Here is a 22,614-nt window from a genome sequence, read left to right as displayed (position 1 = left end):
TATGAAAAAACTTGCCATCGCTCTCGCATCGGTCATGCTTCTGACTGGCTGCAGCAATGGTGGAGCATCACAAGCTCAAGAGAGTTTTATTGCAGGTAGTGGGGCAATCACAAAGATGAAAGCGGGCAGCAGAATTGCTGCTCCTGCAATTTCAGGTATGACCCTCAGTGGAGAGAACTTCACATTCACTCCAGGAAAAATTGCGGTAGTTAATGTGTGGGCATCATGGTGTTCACCATGCAGAGCAGAAGAGCCAACTCTGGCAGCGCTCTCTCGCACCTTCTCAGATGTTCAATTCATTGGAATCCTTACACGCGATAACCCTGTTAATGCTGAGGCTTTCACGCGAAAGCGCGGAACCCCATACCCAACGCTGATTGATGATTCAATCCTGATTGGATTTAGTAAATCTCTTCCTGCCAATGCAATTCCTACAACTGTGATTATTGATCGAAACGGCAAAGTTGCCTCACGCGTTTCAGGTGTGGTCACAGTTGCATCCCTTACTGCCCTCATTGAAGAGGTGAGAGCAGAATGAGAGAATTTGTTGTCAACCACATCATGGATGGTTTCTTACTGACTGCTTTTCCTATTGCTGTGCTTGCAGGACTCATCTCCTTCATCTCTCCATGTGTGCTTCCACTTGTGCCCGGCTATCTCTCATTTGCTGCTGGATTTTCTAACTCCCGCGGAAAACTCTTCCTAGGTTCTGTGCTCTTTGTCCTTGGTTTTAGCGCCCTATTCATCTCCTATGGAGTTCTCTTTGGCGAACTGGGTGCACGAATTGCCACCAATGAAGAGTCGATTACTCGAGTTCTCGGAGTTCTCACAATTCTTATGGGAGTGATCTTCCTCGGAGCATTTCCCATGATGCCAACACTGAAGCCAAAGATTGCAACCAATGGTGGACTCATTGGAGCACCACTGCTCGGATTCCTCTTTGGAGTTGGATGGACGCCTTGTATTGGTCCAGCGCTGGCGAGTGTGCAGGCACTGGCATTCCAAGAATCGAGTGCAGTGCGCGGAGCTGTGTTGTCATTCGGTTACTGCATTGGACTTGGAATTCCATTTATCGCATCCGGTGTATTTCTAGATAAATCAGAGAAGCTGCGCAAAGTACTAGTGAAGAGCGGTAATAAAGTTTCAAAGGTGGGCGGAGTCCTACTTATTGTTATTGGCCTTCTGCAATTAACTGGTCTTTGGACAGATTTCATGATTGAGATGCGCTCCCTTATTACAGATTTCGCACCGGTGATCTAATGAGCAAAGAGATTGAAGTACCAGAGCTAGGCTTTATTGCCCTCATTCATTATGCATGGCGCCAGCTCACAAGTATGCGCACGGCGCTGATCTTGCTGATGCTGATGGGCGTTGCTGCAATTCCAGGTTCGTTGATTCCTCAACGTATTACCAATCAGATTGCAGTGCGTGAGTTATTCACTACAAATCCAGATTTAGCTAAATGGTATGACCGCTTCTCACTCTTTGATGTTTATGGATCCCCGTGGTTTAGTGCAATTTATATCTTGCTCTTCATCTCACTCATCGGTTGTGTTCTGCCTCGAAGCGTTGAGCATTACAAGGCGATGCGCGCTCAACCGCCTGTGACACCGAAGAATTTATCAAGGCTTGAGCACCATCAGGAGTTTGCAGGTGGAGCTGAGTCGCTAGATCGCGCAGCGCTCTGGTTTAAGAAGAATAGATTCAGAGTGCGCGTCGAAGGCAATTCAATCTCTGCCGAGAAAGGTTTCGTGCGAGAGACAGGAAATCTTCTCTTCCACCTCTCACTTATCTTGATTCTTGTTGGTGTCAGCTTCGGCTCTCTCTTTGGAATGCGCGGTGAAGCAATCATCAACGTGGGTGAGCGTTTTGTTAACGTGGCAACTTCCTATGACTCAGTCTCATTTGGAAAACTCACAGGCGAAAAATCACTTCCGACATTTGAGATTAAGCTCGATAAATTCCTGGGCGAATACGATCCGGTGACCAATGCTCCAAAAGATTACACAGCATGGGTCACAATCACTGATAACGGCAGCACCTATAAGAAAGTGATAAAAGTTAATAAGCCCCTTACCTTTGGCAATACCCGCGTCTACTTGCAAGCAAATGGTTATAGCCCAGTTGTCACGGTGAGAGATTCAGAAGGAAATGTCGCTCTTCAGGGACCTATTCCATTCTTGCCACAGGATGGCAATCTCCGCTCTATTGGTTCGATCAAAGTCCCCGATGCACAGCCACAGATTGGCTTTGTATCTTCCTTCGTTCCAACAAATGCGCGCACCAGTGATCAAGGCGCAGTATCAATATTTCCTGAGCTCTTAGATCCCAAACTTCTCTTCTCTATTTGGAAAGGCGATCTAGGTCTTGATTCAGGCATTCCCCAATCCGTGTACAGAATTGATACAAGCCAGTTAGAGAAAGTCGGTTTAGGTTCAGTAAAGCCAGGTGAAACCTTCACCTATCCTGAGGGCTCCATCACACTCGAGACAGTTGTTCCGTGGGTCAACCTTCAGTTCGTCGATGATCCCGGAAAGAGTTATGCGCTCATCGGCGCTATTCTTGCCATCCTAGGTCTACTTTCTTCACTCTATGGTCGTCGTCGTCGAATCTGGGTTCGCACTATATCTGCCGGAGTAGAAGTTGCAGGACTTGCAAAGAACAGTGCGCCAGGACTTGATGTTGAGATAGAGAATTTTGTAAGCGCAATTAAGGGAGAGAAGTAATGCAGACAACGTGGGCCTACATCTCAAATTACTCTGTGTATTCCGCAATGGCTGTCTTTACTATCTCCTTTATCGCACACGCCTTTGAAACTGCCTTTGCTGTGCGAGCACCTGAGGCTGCTGATTCAACAGATGGAAACCTTCTTCTGAAGACTCTTGATTACAAGCGAACAGAGAAGTCGGCACGCATTGCAACTGCAATGATGATTCTTGGTTTCATTCTTCTTCTCGCAGGCATCGTGGCTCGTGGAATTTCAAATGGACATGTCCCATGGGGAAATATGTATGAGTTCTCTATTACGGGAGCTTTAGCATTTACCGGCGCCTATCTTGCAGCCCTTCGTAAATATGATCTTCGCTGGCTTGGGCTCTTTGTCTCACTCTCAGTTCTCTTAACACTTGGTACCGCAATTACTCTGCTCTATCGCAATAGCGCACCACTTGTTCCTGCGCTGAAATCAACGTGGTTAGTCATTCACGTCTTAGCCGCGATTATTTCTGGCGGAGTCTTCCTACTCGCCAACGTAGTAGCTGGTGCTTATCTATATCTTGAGCGAGTAGAAGCACGTGGTCCACGCCCAGTGTGGTTACAGAGAGTCCCATCTCTTGAAGTCCTTGATCAACTTTCTTATCGCCTCGTTGCATTTGTATTCCCACTCTGGACCTTTGCAGTCATTGCTGGTGCGATCTGGGCAGAGAGTGCATGGGGACGCTATTGGGGTTGGGATCCAAAAGAGACGTGGGCATTTATTACCTGGGTTGCTTATGCGGCCTATCTCCATGCTCGCGTGACAGTGGGTTGGCGTGGTCGACGCGCAGCATGGCTCTGCATCTTTGCAGGTTCAACATTCTTATTTAACTACGTCTATGTCAATGTGTGGGGATCCGGCAAACATACTTACTCAGGTTTGTAAGAAGCCTTGACTAGATGATTTCTGCAGAAGTAGTTGGTTTTATTGCAGGTGGCCTCGGAATGTTCGTTGGACTTCCACAAGCACTGCGTGTTCGTCGCCTTGGTCATGGCCGTGGAGTAAGTCTGATCTCGTGGTTACTCCTGTTTGGAACTTCTACTTGTTGGGGTGCATATGGTTTTGATATCAGCTCACCTTCTGTGCTTCTGACAAATATAGGAGCAGCGCTCGTTAATGCGAGTGTGATCATGGCAATCATGAAGAATAATCTGAAATCTATTGCGCTTCTATCGGTATATGCATCAGCTCTCTCAGCGCTCATTCTCAATCTACCCAGTGCTGTTGTCTCTACGATTCTGATTCTTGTGGTTTTTGCACAAACGCCTCAAATTGTTAGGTCTTATAAGAACTTGCATGCTGGTGCTGACACTGCAGTATCTATCAGTGGACTGAGTGTGAGCTCGATCAGTATTGCTCTCTGGTTTGTTTATGCTCTGCTTGCTGATGTTTCACTCATACTTCTGAGTGCTTCCATCGCAGTCTCACTCAACATCTCAGTCATTGTTCTGGAACTGATTGGTAAGCGCCGAAGAGAGTTACAGACTACGTAAGAAATCTGGATCGTCATCGGGAGGAAGAATGCGCTTCTTCCCAGGTTTTGGACCCTTAGGGCCACGATTGCGTCCGATGAAGAGATAAACGATTCCACCAAAGGGCTGCAAGAAGAGAATTGCTAGCAACCAACCCCACTTAGGAATCTTCTTAATTTGCGAGTCATCGCGCATCGCACAGTCCACAAATGTGTAGAGGGTAAGTGCCAAAGGCAAGAGAATGAGGAGCGCGCGAACCATAAGGAGATTCTAATCCTTTGTATCTAGCTCTGCTTACTCGTTAAAACGAGAGTGCAAGAGCGAAGGTGAGCCCGAAGTGCAGCTGCAATTGACCGGTTCTGCCAAGTAATGGAATGAGATCGGCGCCCTTTGCCCCAGCAAGTACTTCTCGAGCAATTGCATAGGCGGCAGGTGCAGTTGCCAATGTCAGGAGAGCCAGTGTGTGACCGGTGAAAATTGGAAAGATATATGCAGTAATCAAAAGTCCTACAAAGAACTTTCGGGCCTTTTGATCGCCTAACTTTACAGCAAGAGTCTTCTTGCCAACAGCTTGGTCACCTGGGATATCGCGAATGTTATTGATGGCAAGCAGAGCACAGGAGAGTGCACCCATTGGGATAGATGCTGCAAATGCTGCGAGTGTTATCTCAAGAGTTTGAACATAAAAAGTACCCACAGTTGCAACCACACCGAAGAATGTGAATACAGAGAGTTCACCAAATCCTCGGTAACCGTATGGAGCATGGCCACCGGTATAGCCCCATGCTGCAAGTACGGAAGCAATACCAACAAGGATGACCCACCATGCAGATAGGGATGCAAGAACAAGTCCTGCAACACATGCAACGAGAAATGAGATTTGCGCTGCGCGCTTTACGGATTGTGCTGAGGCAAGACCTGAAGCAACGAGGCGAACAGGGCCCACGCGATCATCATCGGTGCCGCGAATTCCATCGGAGTAATCATTCGAGTAATTGACTGCAATCTGTAGAGCCAAACTCACAATGAGTGCAAGAAGTGCCTGAAGAGGCTTCCACTCTTTACCTGCAAGCACTGTTGCAACAATGACGGGGGCAACTGCTGCAGGAAGCGTGCGAGGACGAGCTCCTTGAATCCAAATATTAATGTGAGGCCTCCATATAGAGCTCTGCAAGTTTGATGCGGTCTACTTTACCAATACCAATGAGCGGAAGTTCAGGAATATGGAGATATCCCTTGGGTTTACTGAAATCTCCAAAGCGCTCAGATAGATACTGTGAAATCTCATCATCAGTTGTTGCACCGTCTCCAGCAATTGCCACGTGGAGAGATTGTCCCCACTGCGCATCCTTGAGTGAGAAGGCAGCAAATGATGCGTGAGGAAAGTGGTCATGAAGAGAGCTCTCGATGGCACTCAGTGAGATGTTTTCTCCACCAGAGATGATCACATCATCACTTCTACCTTCAACAACAAGTTTTCCATTCTCCATACGTCCCAAGTCAGATGTGAGAAACCATCCATCTTTGAGTTGCGCATCCCAGAGTGATTCGGCGCCAAGGTAAGTCTGTGCCAGAACTGTTCCCTTAATTGCAATTCGGTTTTCAGATGTGATGGAAATTTCCACACCATCAAGTGGCACTCCGTCATAGACGCACCCACCTGTTGTTTCAGTCATTCCATATGTCACAACAATATTGATCCCAGCCTTCGTGGCCGCAAGATGCAGATCTGCTGCAAGTGCTGCTCCACCAACTAAGACAGCCTTTGCGCCAGTCAGATGCTTCAGGAGTTGATCATCTTCGTGAAGAGCTTTAAATAATTGTGTGGGAACGATGGCTGTGAAATCGGCATGAGGGTATTCACCTTTATGGCTACGCAGATCAATAGGTTCGGTTCCAAGTTCATGTGCGCGAATTACTACGTTAACTCCTGCGATATGTGAAAGAGGCAAGAGAAGTGACCATGTGTTTCCAGGTTCTGCACCCAGTGCTTTATTGGATGCACGTGCTGAAGAGATCAGCGCGGATGCAGAAAGACCAACCTCTTTAGGAGTGCCAGAGCTTCCTGTCGTTGCGATGACAAGGCTGATGGCTTGAGGAACATGGGTGAGTGATGAGCGGGCAAATACCAGTGCTGGCCCATCTGATTTCAGGGCGCCAGAGACATGAGCCATCGATTCGCTGGCGGTCCATTCGGGATCGGCTGAGCGAAGTTCTCGTTGTGCGTTCTGCTCCATTGCACGCGTAGGCTATCGCTCGTAGACCAGATGGAGGAATCGTGAGCAAGCCTATTAAGCGTGATTTTGGTGACCGGACTATCCCAGCATGGGTAACAGGTCGCGGCGGAGAATCTTTTACCGACATCACCTATGAAGTCGCAGATGGCATTGCAAAAATTACTATCAACCGTCCAGAAGTGCGCAACGCATTTCGTCCACAAACAATTATTGAATTGAAGTCAGCATTTGATTTAGCACGCGATAACTCAGAAGTAGGCGTCATCATCCTTACAGGTAAAGGTGATGACGCATTCTGTTCTGGCGGAGATATCAGTGTTCGTGGAGATGATGGATACCTCGGCGATGATTCACTTGCTCAGCAAGGTGTTGGTCGACTCAATGTCTTAGATCTTCAGGTACAAATTCGTCGCACACCAAAACCAGTTGTTGCAATGATCGCTGGTTGGGCAATTGGCGGAGGACATGTTCTTCACGTTGTCTGCGATCTCTCCATCGCTGCAGATAATGCAAAGTTTGGTCAGACAGGACCGATGGTTGGTTCATTCGATGGCGGTTATGGTTCAGGTTTATTGGCCGCAAGTGTTGGACAGAAGAAGGCTCGTGAGATCTGGTTTATGACCCGTCAATACGATGCTCAAGAAGCTCTCTCTATGGGACTTGTTAACACCGTTGTTCCACTGAAAGAGTTGGAAGCTGAAACAGTTTCATGGTGCCGGGAGATGTTGCAGAACTCTCCAATGGCACTTCGCCTGATTAAGGCTTCAATGAACGCTGCAGATGATGGACTTGCAGGAGTTCAACAGCTTGCAGGAGATGCCACTCTTCTCTTCTACTTATCTGAAGAAGGCCAAGAAGGCCGAGATGCATACAAGGAAAAGCGCAAGCCTGACTTTGGAAAGTTTCCTAAGCGACCTTAATTTATGGATCAAAGCCTGCTCGAAACACTGCGCGTAGTTGCGCTGCCCACTAAGACAAACTTTCGCAGCATAACTCTCAGAGAAGTTGCGCTCTTTAAAGGCGAATACGGATGGGGTGAATTCTCACCCTTTCTTGAATACGATTACAAAGAATCAGCCCCATGGTTGATGTGTGCGATAGAGGCTGCAACTAAGCCTTCTCCCAAGCTCTATCGCACCTCAGTAAAGGTGAACGGCACCATTCCTGCACTGAATAACCCAGCAGATATCGAACGCATTGTTGATTCATTTCCAGGGGTACAAACATTTAAGGTGAAAGTGGGCGAGAACTTAGCCGAGGATATTGCACGTCTTGCCAAGGTGAGTTCACTTCGCCCCAAAGCAAAGCTGCGTATTGATGTCAATGGAACTTGGTCAGTGCAAGAAGCAGTCACAAACCTTCGTGCTATCTATGAAAACATCGGCGCGCTTGAATATGTGGAGCAACCATGTGGAACAGTGGATGAGCTGCGCGAACTCAAAGAGAAGTTAAAGGTTGATATCAAGATTGCTGGCGATGAAGTCTTGCGCAAAGCATCAGATCCATTTGCTGTGGATCTCAAGGGGGCTATCGATATCTTGATGCTCAAAGTGCAACCACTGGGTGGAATTGCTCGTGCTCATAAGTTGGCTGAGCACCACAAACTCCCAGTCGTCATTTCAAGTGCCCTCGAGAGCGCAGTAGGAATCAATTACGGATTACAACTTGCTGCATCATTTCCTGAAATGGATTTTGAATGTGGGCTTGGAACAGGCTCACTGCTGTCTGCAAATGTTGCAGACCTTCCAATCGTTAATGGTGAAATCCAAATCACGGAAGTTGAGCCTGACTTCGCAGGATTAGAGGTGGCACCAGAGCGCTATGAATGGTGGAAGAATCGCGTTATGAAGACAGCGGAGCTCCTGTGATTAATCCATCCACACTCCTTGCTCGCGTCATCGTCCGCCAAATTCTTGAAGCTGGTGTCACTGATGTAGTGATCTCTCCAGGATCTCGCAATGCTCCGCTTTCCATCGCCTTTCATCAGGCAAGTACCAAAGGACTTATCAATCTTCACGTCCGCATAGATGAACGAACAGCAGCATTCTTCGCACTTGGAATCGCTAAAGCTTCAGGTCGCCCGGTGCCAATTGTCTGCACCAGCGGAACAGCTGTTGCTAATTACCACCCAGCAGTTTTAGAAGCATCACACACCAATATTCCACTTCTAGTACTGACTGCAGATCGTCCTGCTTCCCTTCGCAAGACAGGTGCAAACCAGACAACAGAGCAAGCACGCATCTTCGGCAAAGCTGTTCGTTACTTTGCGGATGTTTCAGGCAGCGTTTATCCGATGGAACTTCCATTTAACTCACTTCACAGTGGACCAGTTCATCTCAACATTCAATTTGAAGAACCACTTGTGGGAGATAAGAGTGATAACTGGCTCAATGACTTAACAATTTCTGCACCAAAAGTATTTGATCGTAAAACCCCTGGAACTTTCTATACAAAATCAACTCGTGGAGTTCTGGCCATCGGTCACGATCGCGGGGGCTTAAGCGTTCAAGTGGTAAAAGACTTTGCAGAAAAACTCGGTTGGCCAGTTATCGCAGAAGATCCACTCACATTTGAAAGCGCCATCTCCCATGCCAGCGTCTTTCTCACATCAAAGACAATTGCAGATGATTTAGCGCCAGATACCGTTGTTGTCATTGGTCGCACAACTCTTTCTCGTTCCATCAACGCCTTTATCAAGACGGCACGGAAAGAAATCGTCATTGATCCACGTATGGCAACTGTTGATAGCGACCGCATGGCAGATCAAAAGTTCATTCAGCTTCCCGTTGTTGAGGTGCAGCCTGCCGATGCGGAGTACGCAGAGAAGTGGGAGAAGTACTCACTTCGTGCACAGAAGATGGTTGCGGATATTTCAACCTGGTCAGAACAACTCGTTGCACGTGAAATTGCAGCTGGAGTTCCATCCGGCACTTCCCTCTTCATCTCTTCATCTCGTCCCATCCGCGACCTTGAAGGTTTTGCTGCAGCACGCACAGGCGTTGAAACCTTTGCCAACCGCGGACTTGCAGGCATCGATGGCAATATCTCGACCGCACTCGGTATCGCATCCCAACGCAAAGAAACTATTGCCGTACTTGGCGACCTTGGCTTCTTGCATGACCTGACTGGCCTTATTCACAAAGAGAAGATCAACCTCAAGATTTTTGTTATCAATAATGATGGCGGTGGGATCTTCTCCACACTTTCACAACGCGGTGTTGAGGGTTTTGAAGATGTCTTTGGAACTCCTCATGGACTAGACCCAGCTGCGATTGCCACTTCTATGGGTATCTCTGCAAAGACCATTGGAACCCAAAAAGAGCTCACCACGGAACTTTCAGAGCCAGTTAAGGGAATGAGCGTTGTTGTTGTAGATGTTCCAAATCGTGATGCAAATGCAGATTTCCTTAAAGGAATTTATAAGAGTATTTCCTCGATGTAGTTAGCTCTGCAAAGCAGAGCGCATTGGAATCATCTTTGCATTGCTCTCTTCTAACTCTTTCTCCGGGCTTGAGCCTGCAACGATTCCGCAACCGGCATAGATCCGAATCTCTTTGCCTGTAATCTGACCTGTGCGAAGTGCGATACCTAGTTCGCCATCGCCACTGGCATCGATCCAGCCGACAGGGCCCGCATAGCGCCCACGGTTCATTCCTTCGATTTCATCGATGATGTCGAATGCAATATTGCGTGGAGTTCCGCAGACAGCAGCAGAAGGATGCAAGTTCTTCAGTAGTGAGAAAGCATCGACGCGGTGCTTGGTCTCAGTCAGCGCTCCCGTCACATCTGTTGCAAGGTGCATGACATTGGCTAGGTGCAATACAAAAGGTGATTCAGGAACGTTTGTCGATGAGCAGAATGGTTCCAATGCTTCGGCCACGGAGCGCACCGCGTATTCATGTTCTTCAAGATCTTTAGAAGAACGAGCAAGGGATGCAGCAAGTGCTAAATCTTTTGCATCATCGCCAGTCTTTGGAATAGTGCCTGCCAAGACGCGGGATGTGACCATTCCGCGAGAGAGGCGAAGAAGTAGTTCAGGTGTTGCACCGACAAGACCATCGACTGCAAATGTCCACGTCGATGGATATTCAGATGCGAGTTTGGCAAGGATGGGGCGCGCATCAATATCTGCACTCGTTGTTGCAAGAAGATCTCTTGCTAGAACAACCTTGTCGACCTTTGTTGTTTCAATCCGTGTGATTGCTTGTGCAACGCGCTCTTTCCACGCTGCTGTGCTGATGCTTCCATCACCAAATGTGAAGGCACCTTGTGAGATATTTTCACGCTTTTCTGGAAGAAGAGGCTGAGGTATATCGCCAATCCATGTAATCCAGGATTGCAGACCTTTCTGTCCAACAACAACCTTAGGAATAACCAGCACAGACTCTTGATTTCTATCAAATGAGAATGAGGCAAAGAGAACTGGTCCTGTGCCACTGCCGTGAACGGAGTTTGCAACAGCAAATGTCTCTAGTTGGTGGTGCCACCAGTTGCGAGCTTTCTCAAAGCGATCTTTTCCACTGACAGTAGTTGTTGCATGAACGCCCCATCCCACAAGGCCTTCACCGTTTCGCACCCATGACAAAGGCGCATCACTGGGAAGCAGCTCTAAGAGCGGGAGGTGATCACCAATGCGATTTGTGGTGACGGGGATAAGGGAGGGCATTTAGCGATTGAGGCTGCGTGAAATTCTTCGCCATATAAGAGGAAGTGATGTTGCAGTGATTGCAATCTTGAGAGCCTCACCGAGAATAAAAGGTGTAAGTCCTGCTTTAAAGGTGGCAGCCCATGTCAGATCAAGGGATGCATGAAGCCATGCAAGACCAAGTGTGAAGATAATGAGATCACCGAGTAAGAGTGCAGGAAATGATGTGCGAAACTTTTGATCTGCTTTGCGATCTGCAAGGTATCCAAGGACGAAAGATGCAACGAGCATTCCAACCAGGTATCCACCTGTTGCACCGATCAGGCGATCAATGCCGTGGTTAGCACTTGTTGCAGAGGGAGCGAAGATGGGTGCTCCTGCAATTCCGGCCAATAAATATGTAGCAAAAGTCATTAGACCTAGGCGAGCGCCATATGTTGTTCCGATTAAGAGAACTGCAAGTGTCTGACCTGTGACTGGAACAGGTGAGCCCGGAACAGGAAGTGAGATTTGAGCAAGGAGAGAGATAAAGCCAACGCCACCCACGATGAAGAGCGCTTGAGTCAAGGCAGTAGAACGTGGAAAGACAGCTGAGCGAAGTGAGCCAGAGTGAAGTGACATCGGGTGAGCCTCTCATCTTTGAAATCGAATACAAGTTGTGCGCAGAGCCTACCTTCAGAGAGAATATGCGCATGTCACGCGCCAATATGGATAAGAATCCTGATGAAGTTGCAGCCATGTTCGATGGCGTTGCAAAGCGCTATGACCTGGTCAATGATCTCTTAAGCCTGGGCCGCACCAAGGCCTGGCGTAAGGCGACAACGAAGATCATCTCTCCACGCCCAGGGATGAAGATCCTGGATTTAGCAGCAGGCACAGGCTCAAGCTCTGAGCCTTTGGCTGCAGCTGGCGCAGATGTCATCCCAGCTGATTTCAGTGAGGGGATGCTTGCAGCAGGGCGCAAAGCACGGCCCCACCTTGCCTTCACCAAGGCTGATGCCCTCAATCTGCCCTTTGCAGAAGGTGAATTCGATACCGCGACCATCTCCTTTGGCCTTCGCAATACCCAGAACACTGAGAAAGCGCTCGCACAGATGCTTCGGGTCGTAAAGCCCGGGGGACACCTCATCGTCGCTGAGTTCTCAAGCCCTACATGGCGTCCCTTTCGCACCATTTATACCAATTACCTCATGAGGGCTCTTCCTTGGGTTGCCCGAAAAACTTCATCCAATCCCGATGCCTATATCTACCTGGCAGAGTCCATCCGGGCATGGCCAGATCAGAGGGCGCTCGCGGCCCAGATCGAAGCTGCTGGATGGGTCGAGATTTCATGGAAGAACCTGACTGGCGGAGTTGTCGCAGTTCACAAAGCGCGCAAGCCGTAACGGTTTAATCGGCATCTGCCAACGCTTAGGATTTGGCTCGTGAGCGCAAATCCATATATTCCGATCCTGGTGATCTTTGCCATCGGCTTTGGATTTGCCGCCTTCTCTGTGGGCATCGCAGCCGTTACCGGCCCTGCTCGCTATAACCGCGCCAAGCTTGAAGCGTATGAGTGCGGAATCGAACCATCACCGCAAGCTATTCAAGGTGGACGCTTTCCGGTGAAGTACTTCCTCACAGCGATGCTCTTTATCATCTTCGATATTGAAATTGTTTTTCTCTATCCATGGGCAGTTACCTTCGACAAGCTCGGCCTCTTTGGATTAGTTGAGATGGCAATTTTTATTGGAACAGTCTTCGTTGCATATGCATATGTGTGGCGTCGCGGTGGATTGGAATGGGATTAATTCGTGGGCCTAGAAGATAAGTTACCAAGCGGAATCCTTCTCTCAACTGTTGAAGGACTTGCTGGTTATATGCGCAAGAGCTCGCTCTGGCCTGCAACATTTGGTCTTGCATGTTGTGCGATTGAAATGATGGCACTTGGTTCAGCTCCTAAGCACGATATTTCTCGCTTCGGTATGGAACGTTTTTCAGCTTCTCCTCGTCAAGCAGATCTCATGATCGTTGCAGGTCGCGTCTCACAGAAGATGGCACCAGTGCTTCGTCAGATTTATGATCAAATGACAGCGCCAAAGTGGGTTATCTCCATGGGTGCGTGTGCTTCATCTGGTGGAATGTTTAATAACTATGCAATCGTGCAAGGCGTTGATCACATTGTTCCTGTTGATATTTATCTACCAGGGTGCCCACCACGACCTGAACAGTTGATGGATGCAATCATCAAGCTCCACACTCTTATTGGCGATACAAAGCTCGGTCCAAATCGCGAAGCGATTATTAAGGAAGTTGAACTTGCTGCAATGAATGCCAAGCCAACAATCCAGATGAAGGGGTTGCTGGCGTAAATGAGCGAAGATCAGAAAGGTATGTTCGGGGCCGCAGGTACCGGAGATACTTCAGGATATGGCGGCCTTGTCCGCACAGCAGCATCTACTGGTTCAACCGAGCGCCCATACGGTGGATATTTCGATGATGTTGCCGATGATTTAGAGCGCGCATACCCAGATTTCGCAGATGCAATCACTCGCGTAGTTGTTGACCGTGGCGAACTCACACTGCACATCAAGAAGTCTCGTCTTCTTGAAGTTGCCTTTATCTTGCGCGATAAGTTGAAGTTTGAAATGTGTATGGGTGTTTCCGGTGTTCACTATCCAGATCGCGCTGGCGCAGAACTCGTTGCTCTATACCCACTTCTGTCGCTCACAAAGAACCAGCGTGTTCGCCTTGAAGTTGCAACATCAGAACTCGATCCACATATTCCATCCCTTATTGAAGTATGGGCAGGCAATAACTGGCACGAGCGCGAAACTTTCGACATGTTCGGAATCATCTTCGATGGCCACCCAGGTCTTACTCGCATCTTGATGCCAGATGACTGGAATGGTCACCCACAACGTAAGGATTACCCACTCGGTGGAATTGCCGTTGAGTACAAGGGCGCAACAACACCTGCACCTTCAAATCGCAGGAGCTACCGATGACAACGTATTCAGATCCATACGCATCCTCACGCGAGACTACTGAGGGCACAGTCTTCTCAGTTACCGGTGGCGATTGGGATTCACTTGTCTCTGAAATCGGTGAATCAAAAGAAGAGCGCATCATTGTCAACATGGGTCCACAGCACCCATCAACGCACGGTGTTCTTCGCCTGGTTCTTGAACTTGAAGGCGAAACAGTGACTGAAGTGCGCACAGGTATTGGATATCTGCACACAGGAATTGAGAAGAACATTGAATTCCGTAACTGGACACAAGCTGTCACCTTTGCAACCCGTATGGATTACTTAGCTCCTATCTTTAACGAAACCGCTTACTGCCTTGCAGTTGAAAAGCTATTGGGAATTACCCATGATGTTCCAGAGCGCGCATCTGTCATCCGCGTGATGATGATGGAGCTCAACCGTATTTCATCCCACATGGTGGCCCTTGGCACAGGTGCTCTTGAACTCGGCGCCATGGGACCTATGTTCTTTGCATTCCGCGATCGCGAAATTGTTCTCGATACCTTTGAAGAAATCACGGGCCTTCGCATGAATATGGCCTATGTCCGCCCAGGTGGAGTTTCACAAGATCTTCCAGCAGGAATGACGGTAAAGATTCGCGACGTTGTAAAGACTCTTCGTAAGAACTTTGAAGATAATGCAAAGTTGCTTATCGGTAACACCATCTGGATGAAGCGCACCGAAGGAATTGGTTACTTAGATCTTGCAGGGTGCACAACCCTTGGAATCACAGGACCAGTACTTCGCTCTGCGGGACTTCCTTGGGATCTTCGCAAGATGCAGCCTTACTGCGGATATGAAAATTATGAATTCGAAGTAATTACTGCAGATACTGCCGACGTCTATGGTCGCTTCTTAGTGCGCATGGCAGAGCTTGAGCAATCACTTCGCATCATTGAGCAAGCAGCTGACAAGCTCGACAAACTTGAAGGACAACCTGTGATGGTTGCCGATAAGAAGATTGCATGGCCGGCACAGCTTGCACTGGGTGCAGATGGGCTCGGAAACTCACTTGAGCACATCCGCGAAATCATGGGCACATCGATGGAATCACTTATCCATCACTTCAAACTTGTCACCGAAGGTTTCCGCGTTCCAGCGGGACAGGCCTATGCAGCGGTTGAATCTCCACGCGGTGAACTTGCAGCACACGTTGTCTCAGACGGTGGAACTCGTCCATACCGTGTTCACTTCCGTGAACCTTCCTTTAATAACTTGCAATCAACATCTGCAATGAGTGAAGGTGGAATGGTCGCTGACATTATCGGCGCTGTTGCATCTATCGATCCAGTTATGGGAGGCGTTGACCGATGACTCTAGATCGCGACCTCATGCAGACAATTATCAAGCGCTACCCACGTAGCCGTTCTGCCATCATGCCTTTACTTCACTATGTGCAATCAGTATCTGGCTATGTCACACATGAAGGCATCGAGACAATCTCTGAACTTCTCGAAATTGAAACAGCTGAAGTATCCGCCGTTGCTACTTTCTATACTCAATACAAGCGCAAGCCAGTGGGTGAGTACCACGTAGGTGTCTGCACAAACACTCTCTGCGCAGTTATGGGCGGGGACGCAATCTTCTCAGCGCTGAAAGAGCACCTTGGTATTGAAAATGATGGCGTTACAGAAGATGGAAAAGTTTCTCTCGAACATATCGAGTGTAATGCAGCATGTGATTACGCACCTGTAGTCATGGCTAACTGGGAGTTCTATGACAATCAGACAGTTGAATCTGCGAAGTCACTAGTCGATGGAGCTCGTGCTGGAAATCCACCAGCACCAACACGTGGTCCCAACACACTCGTTACATACAAAGAGGCTTCTGCTGTTCTTGCAGGTCTTGATGATGGTCGTGCTCGTGAAGGTATTCAAGCAGGAGAGCCAACACTTCTCGGTCTTAAGCTTTCGAAGGAAGGAAAGTAATGTCAAAGTTAACTCCCGTCCTTTCAGCACACTGGGATCAACCAGATTCTTTTACTATCGAGGCATACACACGTAATGGTGGATACACAGCATCGAAGAAGGCTCTTGCAATGGATCCTGATGCAGTCATTCAACTGGTGAAAGATTCTGGTCTTCGCGGTCGCGGTGGCGCAGGTTTTCCTACTGGAATGAAGTGGGGCTTTATTCCACAAGGTGATAATAAAGATCACTATCTTGTTGTGAACGCTGATGAATCAGAGCCAGGAACATGCAAGGACACGCCTCTATTGATGGCTAACCCACACGTTCTTATTGAAGGCTGCATCATCGCCTGTCATGCAATCCGTGCAGAGCGCGCATTTATCTATATCCGTGGAGAAGTAACTCACGTTGTACGCCGCGTTAATGCTGCAATTGCGGATGCATATAAAGCTGGACACCTTGGTAAGGGAATTGATATCACTCTTCATATTGGAGCAGGTGCTTATATCTGTGGTGAAGAGACAGCGCTGCTTGATTCACTCGAAGGCTTCCGCGGTCAACCTCGTCTTCGTCCGCCATTTCCTGCAATCGCAGGTCTCTATGCACGTCCAACAGTTGTGAACAATGTCGAATCAATCTCATCTGTTCCTGCCATCATCAACAATGGCGCAGAGTGGTATCAATCAATGGGAACAGAGAAGTCAAAGGGTGCAACTCTGTACTCACTCTCAGGACATGTAAATAACCCAGGACAATTTGAAGCACCACTTGGAATCACTCTTCGTGAAATTCTTGAACTTGCAGGCGGAGTTCGCACAGGTCATCAGCTCAAGTTCTGGACACCGGGTGGATCTTCTACTCCACTCTTTACTGATGCTCACCTTGATACCCCACTTGATTACGAAGGTGTCGCTGCAGCTGGTTCCATGCTTGGAACAAAGGCTCTGCAAATCTTTGATGAGACAACATGTGTTGTTCGCGCAGTACTTCGCTGGACTGAGTTCTATAAGCACGAATCCTGCGGTAAGTGCACACCATGTCGTGAAGGCACTTGGTGGTTGGTACAAATCTTGCGTGATCTTGAAAACGGAACCGGCACAGAAGCAGATCTTGAGAAGTTACTTGATCTCTGCGACAACATCATGGGTCGCTCATTCTGCGCACTCGGTGATGGTGCAACATCTCCTATTACATCTTCTATCAAGTACTTCCGTGACGAATACATCGCACACGTGACAAACGGTGCATGCCCATTCGATCCAGTGAAGTCCACACTCTTTGCAGGGGCGGTGAAGTAATGACAACAACTCAAGATTCTGCAGTTGCAGTTGAACTCATCACCGTTGTCATTGATGGTTTTGAAGTTTCAGTTCCCAAGGGAACTCTGATTATTCGTGCAGCAGAGAAGCTTGGAATTCAGATTCCACGTTTCTGCGATCACCCACTTCTTGATCCAGTTGGTGCATGTCGTCAATGTCTAGTCGATGTTGAAATCAATGGTCGCGCATTTCCAAAGCCACAGGCTTCCTGCACCATTCCAGTTGAACCCAACATGATTGTTAAAACACAGCTGACATCACCTGTTGCCGATAAGGCGCAGAAAGGTGTGATGGAGTTATTACTTGGTAACCACCCACTTGATTGCCCAGTCTGCGATAAGGGCGGGGAATGCCCGCTGCAGAACCAGGCGATGAGCAATGGTCGTCCCGATGCACGCCTAGATGGCTATAAGCGCACCTTTGAGAAGCCAATCAATATTTCATCATCAGTTCTTCTCGATCGTGAACGCTGTGTTCTGTGTGCTCGTTGCACGCGCTTCTCAGAACAGATCGCATCTGACCCATTTATTACTTTGAATGAACGTGGAGCTTTGCAGCAAGTTGGAATTTATGAGAACGATCCATTTAAATCTTACTTCTCAGGAAATACTGTGCAGATTTGCCCAGTGGGCGCACTTACCGGTGCTTCTTACCGATTCCGTGCACGTCCATTCGATTTAGTTTCAACACCATCTGCATGTGAGCACTGTGCATCAGGGTGCGATATGCGCACCGATGTTCGTCGTGGAAAGACTTTGCGTCGTCTTGCTGGGGATGACCCATCTGTCAATGAAGAGTGGAACTGCGACAAGGGCCGCTGGGCATTTAAATATGTGACTTCCCTTGATCGCCTTACACATCCTCTTGTTCGCAACTCATCCGGTGAACTCGTTCAAGCATCATGGCCTGAAGCGTTAGCTGCAGCAGCAGCTGGTCTTAAGGGCAAGCGTGCCGCAGTTCTTACAGGCGGTCGTGTGACAACTGAAGATGCTTATGGATATTCAAAGTTTGCACGTATTGCACTCGGCACAAACGATATTGATTACCGTGCTCGGGTTACCTCTGATGAAGAGCGCGACTTCCTTGCAGCACATGTTGCAGGATCATCAACTACATATCGCGATATCGATACAGCAGATCATGTTGCACTCATTGCCTTCGAACCTGAAGAAGAATCACCCATCGTCTTCTTGCGCCTGAATAAGAACTTTAAAAAGCGCGGACTTAAAGTCTCAGCAGTTGCTACCAAGGGCTCAATTGCAATGGATAAGCTCAAAGCTGAATTCATCAAGGTAGCCCCTGGTGCTGAAAGCACAGCAGTTGCAGGACTTGCACTCACAGCAAAGTCAGTAATTCTTGTTGGAGAGCGCGCATCTGAAAGTGCAGGGCTCTTCACAGCAGTTGCAGCCCTTGCTGCAAAGACTGGTGCAAAGATTGCCTATATTCCACGTCGCGCAGGCGAGCGTGGTGCACTTGAGGCAGGCGCACTCGGAAACGTTCTTCCGGGCGGTCGCCCTGTTGCAGATGCTGCAGCTCGCGTTGATATCGCGGCTGCGTGGGGAATTGATTCACTTCCAGCAACACCAGGTCGCACATCCACACAAATCATTGATGCACTGACATCGGGTGATCTTGATGCAGTTGTAGTCGGCGGCGTTGATGCACACGATCTTCCACATTCTCGCGAAGCAATTGCAGCCCTTAAGAAGTCATTTGTTGTCTCACTCGAAATTGCACCAAGTTCGGTAACTGCTGTTGCAGATGTCGTATTGCCAGTTGCTGCCATTACTGAAAAGAGCGGAAGTTTCCTTAATTGGGAAGGCCGCGCACGTGCCTTTGATTCAGCAGTTGCAGACTCTCATAACCGTAGCGATGTTCGTATTCTCTCCATGCTTGCAGATGCATTGGGTAATCCAATCTCACTTGGAACTGTGACTTCATCTGCTCGTGAATTTAACCAACTTGGTTCATGGGATGGCTCTCGTGTTCAGCTCGCACCTGTGGCTTCTGGAACTGCAAAATCTGTTTCAGGAAATGATGCACTTCTTTCATCATGGCGTCGCTTGCTGGATATGGGAACTTTACAAAAAGGTGAAGATAATTTAGCTGGCACACGCCGCCCAACAGTTGCAGTGATTTCACCTAAGCGCGCTGCATCAATCGGCGTTGCAACAGGTCAGCAAGTTCGCGTCTCTAATGCACACGGCTCCATCACAATTCCAGTACTTGTTGAAGATATCCATGAAGATGCAGTGTGGATTCCACGTAATTCATTTGCTTCTCAAGCACTTGTCGCACTCGATGCAGTGCATGGCGATGTAGTAACGGTGGTGAAGGCATGACAACTGCAGAACTTCTAGGAACAGATCCAGGTTGGATCATTGCGGTTAAGGCAGTAATGGTCTTTGGTATCTGTGTAGTTGCAACGTTGATGGCTGTCTGGACCGAGCGTCGCGTCCTTGCAAAGATGCAGCTGCGCACAGGCCCTAACCGCGTTGGTCCTGCAGGACTTCTTCAATCACTCTCTGATGGAGTCAAACTTGCACTGAAGGAAGACATCATCCCTGCAGCTGCAGATAAGGTCGTTTTCATCATTGCTCCAATCATTGCAACATCAATGTGCTTTATGGCCTTTGCTGTTATTCCGATGACTGGCGTTGTAAATCTCTTTGGACATAAGACAGCGCTTCAACTCACCGATCTTCCTGTTGGCGTTCTCTACATCCTTGCAGTCACATCTATCGGTGTGTATGGCGTAGTACTCGCTGGGTGGTCATCAGGTTCTACCTATCCACTTCTTGGTGGTCTGCGCTCTAGCGCACAAGTTATTTCATATGAAGTAGCGATGGGGCTTTCACTCGTTGCAGTCTTTATCTATGCAAGTTCAATGTCGACATCAGACATTGTTGCCTCACAGCACCAGCACATCTGGAACGCTGTCGTTCTCTTCCCATCATTTGTTATCTATGTGATCTCTATGGTCGGTGAAACAAACCGTGCACCATTTGACTTGGCAGAAGCTGAAGGTGAGCTCGTTGGTGGTTTCCACACTGAGTACTCATCACTGAAGTTTGCACTCTTCTTCTTGGCTGAATATGTGAACATCATTGCGGTTTCAGCTCTTGCAACAACGCTCTTCCTTGGTGGCTATCACGCACTTCCTGGCCTTGGTTTTACAGAGCAATGGCTTGGTGGCTGGTTCACACTCATCTGGTTCTTTGCCAAGGTAAACCTGTTCTTCTTTATCTTTATGTGGCTACGAGGTTCTCTTCCACGTCTTCGGTATGACCAGTTCATGAAATTTGGCTGGAAAGTTTTGATTCCGGTCTCACTGATTTGGATCTTGATTGTTGCTTCATTGCGCGTTCTTCAGCAAGAGGGCGCTCCACGTTCTGCAATTCTTGCCTTTGCAGCAGGTGTCGTCATTATCGTGATGGCAATTAGCTCACTTGTTGAACGCAATAAAGAGAAGGTCCGCAGTGCAGATCTTCCTCTCGGTGAAGCTCCAGATTTCCCTGTTCCATCTTTACCTAATGTGCAATCAATTAACGTCTCAGGAGGCAAGTAATGACTGACTTCAATGAGAACCTAAATATTGAGAAGAGAAATTCAGGTCAGGCTGATATCAACTCTGTTCCATTTACTGAGGTCGAACAACCAGGACCGGCATCTCTTGCACAGCAAGCAAAGGGTTTCTGGGTCACCTTCTCAACAATGTTTAAGAAGAATCAAACTGTTCAATACCCTGATGTGAAGGCACCAACTGCCCCACGATTCCACGGCCGTCATCAACTTAACCGCCACCCAGATGGTCTTGAGAAGTGCATTGGTTGCGAACTCTGTGCATGGGCATGTCCTGCAGATGCAATCTTGGTAGAGGGTGGAAATAACACACCTGGAAATCAAATGTCACCGGGTGAGCGCCACGGTGCTGTCTATCAAATTAACTATCTTCGCTGCATCTTCTGTGGTCTCTGTGTTGAAGCATGCCCAACTCGCGCACTTACTATGACAAATGAATACGAATTAGCAGATGACAAGCGCGAGAAGTTGATCTTCGAAAAGGAAGATCTCCTTGCTCCACTTCGTCAAGGAATGCTTGCACCTCCCCATCCAATGTATCCAGGGATGACAGATACCAATTATTACAACGGCGATGTGAAGGAAGCTCATCCATCACAGGGCGAGAAATAATGTTAACGATTCAAACTCCTGAAGCAGTGATGTTCTGGTTCCTTGCTCCACTTTCAGTGGTTGCAGCACTTGGAATGCTCCTTGTGAAGAAGGCTGTCCACTCAGCACTTCTCTTAGCGTGGGTCATGATTACTCTTGCAATCTTCTATATTGCCCAAGATGCTCTCTTCCTCGGAATTGTTCAGATTGTTGTCTATACGGGCGCAGTAATGATGCTCTTCCTCTTTATTCTTATGTTGGTCGGTGTTGATGCATCAGATTCATTGACTGAAACAATTCCTGGCCTTCGCCCAATTGCAATTACAGCTGCCCTTGGCTTTGGTGGATTACTTGTTTCGTTGATTGGCCGTGCAAAGTTGGGCCACGATGCATATGGACTCACAGCAGCAAATAGCGAAGGCAATGTTCAAGGTTTGGCTCAACTTCTCTTCTCAACGTATGTGTGGCCATTTGAAGTTGTGTCCTCACTTCTGATCACAGCAGCACTCGGTGCAATGGTTTTAGCTCATCACCAACGCGCAGTTCCACGCGCTACACAACGCGAACAAGCGATCGCACGCTTTCGTGGCGCCTCCCTTGGTAGTGCAGCAGGGCTTCCTAACCCAGGTGTCTTTGCTCGCCACAATGCAGTCGATGTTCCAGCGCTACTTCCTGATGGAAGTGCTGCCCCTAACTCAATCTCTGCAACGCTTAAAGCGCGCGGAGATATGTTGGATTCTGCTCAATTCGAACTCGGTGAAGTCGATAACACTGTGACGGAGGAGAAGTAAATGAATCCATATAACTATCTCTACGTTTCAGCCATTCTCTTCACCATTGGTGCAGTGGGCGTTGTTGTTCGCCGCAATGCAATCGTTGTCTTTATGTGTGTTGAGCTCATGCTTAATGCTGCAAACCTCTCATTTGTAACGTTCTCTCGGATTAATGGAACACTCGATGGACAAGTAGTTGCCTTCTTCACGATGGTTGTTGCAGCTTGTGAAGTAGTAGTGGGTCTTGCCATTATCGTGACGATTTATCGCTCACGTCGATCAGCATCTATCGATGATGCTAGTTTGTTGAAGCGATAGTG

Annotated in this window: 25 protein-coding genes; 20 read left to right on the top strand and 5 right to left on the bottom strand. The window is 48.2% G+C overall.

Features of this window, described 5'->3' with window-relative positions; genetic code table 11:
* Position 1: 1 nt before the first annotated feature.
* From A1sIIA65_RS06005 to A1sIIA65_RS05985, 5 genes are read left to right on the top strand one after another with little or no spacing between them, the layout of a single operon-like run.
* On the top strand, positions 2-538 hold the full coding sequence (locus A1sIIA65_RS06005) for a TlpA disulfide reductase family protein (RefSeq protein WP_095676636.1): 537 nt from the start codon (positions 2-4) through the stop codon (positions 536-538).
* Positions 535-1,260 carry a cytochrome c biogenesis CcdA family protein gene (locus A1sIIA65_RS06000; RefSeq protein WP_095676635.1) on the top strand — a complete coding sequence of 242 codons (726 nt, stop codon included), beginning with the start codon at positions 535-537 and terminating at the stop codon, positions 1,258-1,260. Before A1sIIA65_RS06005 ends, A1sIIA65_RS06000 begins: the two co-directional genes overlap by 4 nt.
* On the top strand, positions 1,260-2,726 hold the full coding sequence (gene resB, locus A1sIIA65_RS05995) for a cytochrome c biogenesis protein ResB (RefSeq protein WP_095676634.1): 1,467 nt from the start codon (positions 1,260-1,262) through the stop codon (positions 2,724-2,726). Before A1sIIA65_RS06000 ends, resB begins: the two co-directional genes overlap by 1 nt.
* Positions 2,726-3,640 (top strand): c-type cytochrome biogenesis protein CcsB, encoded by a 915-nt coding sequence (gene ccsB, locus A1sIIA65_RS05990; RefSeq protein ID WP_095676633.1) that lies wholly within the window; start codon positions 2,726-2,728, stop codon positions 3,638-3,640. The genes resB and ccsB overlap by 1 nt, the downstream gene beginning before the upstream one ends.
* 14 nt (positions 3,641-3,654) lie before the next feature.
* Positions 3,655-4,248, top strand: coding sequence for a PQ-loop repeat-containing protein (locus tag A1sIIA65_RS05985; protein WP_095676632.1), 594 nt, complete (start codon positions 3,655-3,657; stop codon positions 4,246-4,248).
* On the opposite strand, the gene A1sIIA65_RS05980 is transcribed toward A1sIIA65_RS05985, so the two are convergent.
* The 3 genes from A1sIIA65_RS05980 to A1sIIA65_RS05970 are packed head-to-tail and all read right to left on the bottom strand — an operon-like array spanning position 4,234 to position 6,464.
* A complete protein-coding gene (locus tag A1sIIA65_RS05980; protein ID WP_095676631.1) occupies positions 4,234-4,488 on the bottom strand; it encodes a PLD nuclease N-terminal domain-containing protein in 255 nt (84 codons plus the stop codon). The genes A1sIIA65_RS05985 and A1sIIA65_RS05980 overlap by 15 nt on opposite strands.
* Positions 4,489-4,528: 40 nt before the next feature.
* Positions 4,529-5,401, bottom strand: a complete 873-nt coding sequence (locus tag A1sIIA65_RS05975; protein ID WP_223298518.1) for a 1,4-dihydroxy-2-naphthoate polyprenyltransferase — start codon at positions 5,399-5,401, stop codon at positions 4,529-4,531.
* Positions 5,370-6,464 (bottom strand): AMP-binding protein, encoded by a 1,095-nt coding sequence (locus A1sIIA65_RS05970; RefSeq protein WP_095676630.1) that lies wholly within the window; start codon positions 6,462-6,464, stop codon positions 5,370-5,372. Before A1sIIA65_RS05970 ends, A1sIIA65_RS05975 begins: the two co-directional genes overlap by 32 nt.
* Before the next feature lie 41 nt (positions 6,465-6,505).
* On the opposite strand from A1sIIA65_RS05970, the gene menB reads away from it, so the two are divergent.
* From menB to menD, 3 genes are read left to right on the top strand one after another with little or no spacing between them, the layout of a single operon-like run.
* Complete coding sequence (gene menB, locus A1sIIA65_RS05965) at positions 6,506-7,384, top strand: 1,4-dihydroxy-2-naphthoyl-CoA synthase (protein ID WP_095676629.1); 879 nt, start codon at positions 6,506-6,508, stop codon at positions 7,382-7,384.
* 3 nt (positions 7,385-7,387) lie between these two features.
* Entirely contained in the window at positions 7,388-8,332 is a 945-nt protein-coding gene (locus A1sIIA65_RS05960; RefSeq protein ID WP_095676628.1) for an o-succinylbenzoate synthase, read from the top strand.
* Entirely contained in the window at positions 8,290-9,906 is a 1,617-nt protein-coding gene (gene menD / locus A1sIIA65_RS05955) for a 2-succinyl-5-enolpyruvyl-6-hydroxy-3-cyclohexene-1-carboxylic-acid synthase (protein ID WP_190277111.1), read from the top strand. The genes A1sIIA65_RS05960 and menD overlap by 43 nt, the downstream gene beginning before the upstream one ends.
* Here menD and A1sIIA65_RS05950 read toward each other — a convergent pair whose 3' ends face one another.
* Complete coding sequence (locus A1sIIA65_RS05950; RefSeq protein ID WP_095676627.1) at positions 9,907-11,130, bottom strand: isochorismate synthase; 1,224 nt, start codon at positions 11,128-11,130, stop codon at positions 9,907-9,909.
* Positions 11,131-11,730 (bottom strand): biotin transporter BioY, encoded by a 600-nt coding sequence (locus A1sIIA65_RS05945; protein WP_095676626.1) that lies wholly within the window; start codon positions 11,728-11,730, stop codon positions 11,131-11,133.
* A 71-nt stretch (positions 11,731-11,801) separates the two neighbouring features.
* Between A1sIIA65_RS05945 and A1sIIA65_RS05940 the strand changes: the two genes are divergently transcribed.
* The 12 genes from A1sIIA65_RS05940 to nuoK are packed head-to-tail and all read left to right on the top strand — an operon-like array spanning position 11,802 to position 22,612.
* Positions 11,802-12,494 (top strand): demethylmenaquinone methyltransferase, encoded by a 693-nt coding sequence (locus A1sIIA65_RS05940; RefSeq protein WP_095676625.1) that lies wholly within the window; start codon positions 11,802-11,804, stop codon positions 12,492-12,494.
* A gap of 39 nt (positions 12,495-12,533) precedes the next feature.
* On the top strand, positions 12,534-12,899 hold the full coding sequence (locus tag A1sIIA65_RS05935) for an NADH-quinone oxidoreductase subunit A (RefSeq protein WP_095676624.1): 366 nt from the start codon (positions 12,534-12,536) through the stop codon (positions 12,897-12,899).
* A 3-nt stretch (positions 12,900-12,902) separates the two neighbouring features.
* Positions 12,903-13,460, top strand: a complete 558-nt coding sequence (locus A1sIIA65_RS05930) for a NuoB/complex I 20 kDa subunit family protein (protein WP_095676623.1) — start codon at positions 12,903-12,905, stop codon at positions 13,458-13,460.
* Positions 13,461-14,096 (top strand): NADH-quinone oxidoreductase subunit C, encoded by a 636-nt coding sequence (locus A1sIIA65_RS05925; RefSeq protein WP_095676622.1) that lies wholly within the window; start codon positions 13,461-13,463, stop codon positions 14,094-14,096. It abuts the gene before it with no gap.
* Positions 14,093-15,433, top strand: coding sequence for an NADH-quinone oxidoreductase subunit D (locus tag A1sIIA65_RS05920; protein ID WP_095676621.1), 1,341 nt, complete (start codon positions 14,093-14,095; stop codon positions 15,431-15,433). The genes A1sIIA65_RS05925 and A1sIIA65_RS05920 overlap by 4 nt, the downstream gene beginning before the upstream one ends.
* A complete protein-coding gene (nuoE, locus tag A1sIIA65_RS05915; RefSeq protein ID WP_095676620.1) occupies positions 15,430-16,047 on the top strand; it encodes an NADH-quinone oxidoreductase subunit NuoE in 618 nt (205 codons plus the stop codon). Before A1sIIA65_RS05920 ends, nuoE begins: the two co-directional genes overlap by 4 nt.
* Positions 16,047-17,327, top strand: coding sequence for an NADH-quinone oxidoreductase subunit NuoF (gene nuoF, locus A1sIIA65_RS05910; RefSeq protein ID WP_095676619.1), 1,281 nt, complete (start codon positions 16,047-16,049; stop codon positions 17,325-17,327). The genes nuoE and nuoF overlap by 1 nt, the downstream gene beginning before the upstream one ends.
* Positions 17,327-19,690 carry an NADH-quinone oxidoreductase subunit G gene (locus tag A1sIIA65_RS05905; protein ID WP_095676618.1) on the top strand — a complete coding sequence of 788 codons (2,364 nt, stop codon included), beginning with the start codon at positions 17,327-17,329 and terminating at the stop codon, positions 19,688-19,690. Before nuoF ends, A1sIIA65_RS05905 begins: the two co-directional genes overlap by 1 nt.
* Positions 19,687-20,916 (top strand): NADH-quinone oxidoreductase subunit NuoH, encoded by a 1,230-nt coding sequence (nuoH, locus tag A1sIIA65_RS05900; protein WP_095676617.1) that lies wholly within the window; start codon positions 19,687-19,689, stop codon positions 20,914-20,916. The genes A1sIIA65_RS05905 and nuoH overlap by 4 nt, the downstream gene beginning before the upstream one ends.
* Entirely contained in the window at positions 20,916-21,542 is a 627-nt protein-coding gene (gene nuoI / locus A1sIIA65_RS05895; protein ID WP_095676616.1) for an NADH-quinone oxidoreductase subunit NuoI, read from the top strand. Before nuoH ends, nuoI begins: the two co-directional genes overlap by 1 nt.
* The gene (locus tag A1sIIA65_RS05890) at positions 21,542-22,312 is read left to right on the top strand and encodes an NADH-quinone oxidoreductase subunit J (RefSeq protein ID WP_095676615.1); all 771 of its coding nucleotides are present in this window, start codon (positions 21,542-21,544) and stop codon (positions 22,310-22,312) included. The genes nuoI and A1sIIA65_RS05890 overlap by 1 nt, the downstream gene beginning before the upstream one ends.
* Positions 22,313-22,612 carry an NADH-quinone oxidoreductase subunit NuoK gene (nuoK, locus tag A1sIIA65_RS05885; RefSeq protein WP_095676614.1) on the top strand — a complete coding sequence of 100 codons (300 nt, stop codon included), beginning with the start codon at positions 22,313-22,315 and terminating at the stop codon, positions 22,610-22,612.
* The last annotated feature ends 2 nt before the right edge of the window (positions 22,613-22,614 follow it).

Source organism: Candidatus Planktophila dulcis, assembly GCF_002288225.1.
GTDB lineage: Bacteria > Actinomycetota > Actinomycetes > Nanopelagicales > Nanopelagicaceae > Planktophila > Planktophila dulcis.
Note: the sequence above shows the minus strand (reverse complement) of the source record. Positions and strands in the feature narration are given on the sequence as shown.